At 70.4% G+C, this 5,384-nt stretch carries 3 protein-coding genes and 3 pseudogenes; 5 read left to right on the forward strand and 1 reads right to left on the reverse strand.

The genetic code is table 11. The features are described 5' to 3' along the window. Window positions 1-121 (reverse strand): annotated as a pseudogene (locus AB7U92_RS21010) (IS3 family transposase); the annotation flags it as partial. A gap of 62 nt (window positions 122-183) precedes the next feature. Between AB7U92_RS21010 and AB7U92_RS21015 the strand changes: the two are divergent. The 5 genes and pseudogenes from AB7U92_RS21015 to AB7U92_RS21035 form a co-directional block, all read left to right on the forward strand. Further along, a pseudogene (locus tag AB7U92_RS21015) lies at window positions 184-543 on the forward strand (phytanoyl-CoA dioxygenase family protein); the annotation flags it as partial. A gap of 1 nt (window position 544) precedes the next feature. Next, window positions 545-1,903 carry an NAD(P)H-dependent oxidoreductase gene (locus AB7U92_RS21020; protein WP_428581602.1) on the forward strand — a complete coding sequence of 453 codons (1,359 nt, stop codon included), beginning with the start codon at window positions 545-547 and terminating at the stop codon, window positions 1,901-1,903. Window position 1,904: 1 nt separating this feature from the next. After that, window positions 1,905-3,590, forward strand: coding sequence for an N-acyl-D-amino-acid deacylase family protein (locus AB7U92_RS21025; RefSeq protein ID WP_428581605.1), 1,686 nt, complete (start codon window positions 1,905-1,907; stop codon window positions 3,588-3,590). A gap of 213 nt (window positions 3,591-3,803) precedes the next feature. Beyond that, window positions 3,804-4,808, forward strand: coding sequence for an FAD:protein FMN transferase (locus AB7U92_RS21030; RefSeq protein WP_428581608.1), 1,005 nt, complete (start codon window positions 3,804-3,806; stop codon window positions 4,806-4,808). A gap of 23 nt (window positions 4,809-4,831) precedes the next feature. Then, window positions 4,832-5,384: pseudogene (locus AB7U92_RS21035) on the forward strand (hypothetical protein); the annotation flags it as partial.

The raw sequence follows: 5,384 nt of genomic DNA on the forward strand, positions 1-5,384 counted from the left end.
TGGCCTTGGGAATGCCCAGCACCTTCGCCGTCATCCCCACCGACTGGCCTGCCCTGACCAGCCTGACGGCCTCCAGCTTGAACTCCTGCATGTACTTCCCACGCACTTGCTTGTCATTCATCTCGTAGCTCCTGTCTCTGATTCCATCATCAGCCAAGAACTACGTTTTTCGGGGGCAAGGTCAACCTGATCCGCCAGCTGGTCGAGCGCGCCGGCGGCAAGAACGGCGGCATCGTCTCGCCGCAGGGCCCGGCCGGCTCGATGATCCTGTTCCATTCCTGCCTGGTGCACGCCTCGGCGAGCAACCTGAGCCCGTGGAACCGTGTGAGCGTGTACCTGAGCCTGTGCGCGGTCAGCAACCACATCCGCCGCTTCAAGCGGCCCGAGTACATCGCCCATCGCGACTTCACGCCGATCGACTGCCTGCCCGACGACTGCCTGCTGAAGAACTACGCGGTCGACCTGCCCTGGAAGAACGGCATGCCCGGCAGTGCGCCGGTGACCTCGCCCGAACCCATTGCCGAGACGAAGAAGGCCGCCTGAGATGAACTTGCACGCAAAACTCCTTCAGCGCCAGGCCGAAGGCCGGCCGGTACGCATCGGCCTGATCGGCGCCGGCAAGTTCGGCTCGATGTACCTCGCGCAGATACCGCGCACGCCCGGCGTGCACCTGGTGGGCATCGCCGACCTATCGCCGGCGGCGGCGCAGACGAACCTCGCCCGCGTCGGCTGGGAGCGTGCGCGCACCCAGGCCGGCTCGCTCGACGAGGCGGTGAAGTCCGGCGCCACCCACGTCGGCGACGACTGGCAGGCCCTGGTGCGCCATCCGGCGATAGACGTGATCGTCGAGTGCACCGGCAACCCCATCGCGGCGGTCGACCACTGCCTGGCCGCCTTCGAGCACCGCAAGCACGTGGTCAACGTGACGGTCGAGGCCGACGCCTTCTGCGGTGCGCTGCTGGCGAAGAAGGCGGCCGACGCCGGCGTCGTCTACTCGATGGCCTTCGGCGACCAGCCGGCGCTGATCTGCGACCTGGTCGACTGGGCGCGCACCTGCGGTTTCCCGGTGGTGGCCGCCGGGCGCGGCCACAAGTGGCTGCCGCACTTCAGCGAATCGACGCCCGACACGGTATGGGGCTACTACGGCCTGACGCCCGAGCAGGCCCAGCGCGGCGGCCTCAACCCGAAGATGTTCAACAGCTTCCTCGACGGCTCCAAGCCCTCGATCGAATCGACCGCGGTGTCCAACGCCACCGGCCTGGCGGTGCCGAGCAACGGCCTGCTCTACCCGCCGGCCAGCGTGGAAGACATTCCCTACGTGACGCGGCCGAAGAGCGAGGGCGGCGTGCTCGAGAAGAAGGGCATGGTCGAGGTGATCTCCTCGCTGGAGGCCGACGGCCGCAAGATTCCCTACGACATCCGCATGGGCGTGTGGGTCACGGTCGAGGCCGAAACCGAGTACATCAAGAACTGCTTCGAGGAATACAACGCCCACACCGACCCGAGCGGCCGCTACTTCACGCTGTACAAGCGCTGGCACCTGATCGGCCTGGAGGTCGGCGTGTCGGTGGCCAGCGTGGCGCTGCGCGGCGAACCCACCGGCGTGGCCCAGGGCTGGAACGCCGACGTGGTGGCCACCGCCAAGCGCGACCTGGTCCCCGGCGAGATGCTCGACGGCGAAGGCGGCTACACGGTGTGGGGCAAGCTGCTGCCGGCCACGAAGTCCGCCGCCATGGGCGGCCTGCCGCTCGGCCTGGCGCACGGCGTGAAGGTGGTGCGCCCGGTGAAGCAGGGCCAGAGCCTGACCTGGGACGACGTGGCGATGGACACCACCACGCACGCCTGGCGCACCCGCAAGGCGATGGAAGACCTGTTCGCGCCCGCCGCGCGCCAGGCGGCCTGAGATGAGCGACGACCTGCTCATCCGCGGCGCGGCGCTGTACGACGGCAGCGGCGCCGAGCCCTTCGTGGCCGACGTTGCGGTCAAGGGTGGCCGCATCCGCGCCATCGGCGCCTCGCTGCCCGTCGACGCAGCCGAGGTGATCGACGCCGGCAGCCTGGCGCTGATGCCCGGCATCATCGACAGCCACACCCACTTCGACGCCCAGATCACCTGGGATCCCTACGTGCGGCCCTCGCCGGCGCTGGGCGTGACCACCGCGGCGATCGGCAACTGCGGCTTCACCATCGCCCCCTGCCGCCCGGCCGACCGCGAGCGAACGATGCGCAACCTCACGCAGGTCGAGGGCATGTCGCTGGACGTGCTGCGCCAGGGCATCCGCTGGGAGTTCGAGACCTTCGCCGAATACCTGGCGCAGCTGCGCCGCAGCCGCAGCGCCGTCAACCTCGCCTGCTACGTCGGCCACTCGTCGGTGCGCACCTGGGTGATGGGCGACGCAGCCGTGCAGCGCGAGGCCACCGCCGAGGAGATCGAGCGCATGGCCGCAGTGATCCGCGAGGCGATGGATGCCGGCGCGGTGGGCTTCGCCAGCTCCACCAGCCCGGCGCACAACGGCGAGGGTGGCATCCCCATGCCCTCGCGGCTCGCCAGCGACGAGGAGCACCTTGCGCTGATCCAGGCGATGGCGCACCGCGGCAGCGGCGTCTACATGATCACCAAGGGCGGGCAGATGCCGGTGGCGCTGCTCGAGGAGATGGCCGCGCGCGCTGGCCGGCCGGTGATGATCGCCGCGCTGCTGCACAACGGCACCAACCCCGGCGCGGTGTTCGCCGACCTCGATGCGATCAGCGCCGCCAACTCGCGCGGCCGCCGGCTGATCGGCCAGGTGTCGTGCTGCCCGCTGACGATGGAATTCACGCTCGCCTCGCCCTACCCGGTGGAAGGCCTGGCCAGCTGGCAGCCGGCGCTGTCGCTCAAGGGCGCGGCGCTGGAGGCGCTGCTGGCCGACCCGCAGTTCCGCAGCCAGGTGCGCGCCGAGCTGGCCGCGCCGGCGACCTTCCGCCTGTTCAACGGCGAGTGGGAGAAGGTGCACGTGGTGCAGGTGGCGCAGGAGCGCCACCGCGAGCTGGAGCAGAAGAGCATTGCCGAGCTGGCGCGCCGCGCTGGCAAGGATCCGCTGGACGTCATGCTCGACCTCGCGCTCGACGAGGACCTGACCACCATCTTCACCGCGCAGCTGCTCAACAGCGACGAGGAGGCGGTGGCCAGGCTGCTCACCCATCCGCACAGCCTGGTCTCGCTGAGCGATGCCGGCGCACACCTGACCTTCTTCAACGACGCCGGCTTCGGCCTGCACCTGATGGGCCACTGGGCACGCGATCGCGGGGTGATGAGCCTGCCCGAGGCGGTGCGCCGGCTGACCGCGCAGAGCGCCGGCATCTTCGGCATCGCCGACCGCGGGCTGCTGCGCGAAGGCTTCGCCGCCGACCTGCTGCTGTTCGACCCGGCCACCGTCGGCCGCGCCAAGGCCCGACGCGTGCACGACCTGCCCGGCGGCGCGGCGCGGCTGCACACCGACGCGCTCGGCGTGCACGGTGTCTGGGTCAACGGCGCGAAGGTCGCCGAGGCGCGCGGCCTGATCGACCGCGCGCCGCTGGCCGGCGAACTGCTGACGCGCTTCACGCACTGACAGCGCCCCCGATGCTGCCGTTCCGTCAAGGGGCGGCAGCGTCTGCATGCACCTGATACATCCGGTCGCACGGCCGCCTGCCCCCTAGCAGGTTTCTTGTGCGTCCGGATGTAATGTGTTTGCGGTTTGCCAAGTTTTGACGCAATTTGGCAGCAGCAAGGCCCCAAGATCCGCTCGCATCACAACAGGGAGCGGGCCTTGTCATTGTTCGGCTTGACGTTCGGCAGACGTGCCGCGGCGCAGAGTGCGCCGCCGGTGCTCGTCGCGCCGCCGGCGGGTGGCTGGTTCCACCGCGAGGAAGCCATCATGGGCACGGCGATCCGCGTCGAGCTGTGGTGCAACGACGAACGCGAGGCGCAGGCCGCCATCACCGCGGTGATGGACGAGATGCACCGCATCGACCACGCGATGAGCCCGCACAAGCCGCAGTCGGAACTCTCGCGCATCAACCGTGACGCCGGCCGCGAGGCCGTGCCGCTGTCCGCCGAGATGTACCGCCTCCTCGAGCGGGCGCAGGCCTTCTCGCGCTTCTCCGATGGCGCCTTCGACATCACCTTTGCCAGCGTCGGCAACCTGTACGACTACCGCGCCGGCACGGCGCCCTCGGCCGAGGCGCTGGCGCGCGGTCGCGCGGCGATCGGCTGGCAGCACCTGCAGCTCGATCCGGCCACGCGCAGCGTGCGCTTCGGCCGCGACGGCATGCGCATCGACCTGGGCGGCTTCGCCAAGGGCCATGCGGTGGACAACGGCACGGCCATCCTGGCCGAACTGGGCATCGGCCATGCGATCGTCACCGCCGGCGGCGACAGCCGCGTGCTCGGCGACCGCCGCGGCCGGCCCTGGAGCATCGCCATCCGCGACCCGCGCCGCGAGGGCGGCGTGGTCGCCGTTCTGCCGCTGGAAGACACCGCGATCTCCACGTCCGGCGACTACGAGCGCTACTTCGAGCGCGACGGCGTGCGCTGCCACCACCTGATCGATCCGCGCACCGGCCGCTCGCCCGACGCCGTGCGCAGCGTGACCATCCTGGCCGCCGACGGCCTGACCGCCGAGGCGCTGTCCAAGACCGTGTTCGTGCTCGGGGTCGAGCGCGGGCTGGCGCTCGTCGAGACGCTGGACGGCGTCGACGCGGTCGTGGTCGACGCCCGGGGCGCATTGCATTACTCGTCCGGTCTGCTCTCGGGCAGCCCGCATGCGGTCGACGTCGCCCGGCAGTGACCGGGCATTCAGAGGAGGCGAAGATGAGGATACTCACGCACCACCACGGCCGCCCGGCGGCCATCGCGCTCGCGGCCGTCGCCGCGGCGGTCCTGGCCGGCTGTTCCGGCGGCAGCACCAGCGAGGGCAGTGTCACGGTCGAGGGCAACGTGCCCATCGTGTATGCCAAGCGCTCGACGACGCTGACCATCAACCCGACCAACGGCTCGCCGTTCGCGCCGGGCGGTGACCTGATGCTGCGCGAGAAGGCCAGCCCCAGCGCACCCGAGCACAACCTGACCGCGCGCTTCACGCGCGACGCGCAGGGCGTGCCCAACGGCGACGCCTCCGACCCGGAGGTGTCCTACGACGGCACGAAGATCGTCTTCACGATGCGCTGCCCGGCCACCAACCCGGCGACCATCGACGGCGTGCCGGCGTGCACGGGCCGCTGGAACATCTGGGAATACGACATGAGCACGGGCGGGCTGACCGGTGGCACCTTCCGCCGAATCACCGCCTCGACCACCGAAGACGACGTCGACCCGGCCTACCTGCCGGGCGGCCGCGGCTTCGTGTTCAGCTCCAACCGCCAGG

The organism is Piscinibacter sp. (assembly GCF_050175855.1).
In the GTDB taxonomy this organism is placed as follows: Bacteria; Pseudomonadota; Gammaproteobacteria; order Burkholderiales; family Burkholderiaceae_C; genus Piscinibacter.

Excerpts from the sequence above, each read along its gene's own strand:
- AB7U92_RS21020 (WP_428581602.1), top strand. The coding sequence starts at position 545 with ATGAACTTGCACGCAAAACTCCTTCAGCGCCAGGCCGAAGGCCGGCCG.
- AB7U92_RS21025 (WP_428581605.1), top strand. The coding sequence starts at position 1,905 with ATGAGCGACGACCTGCTCATCCGCGGCGCGGCGCTGTACGACGGCAGC.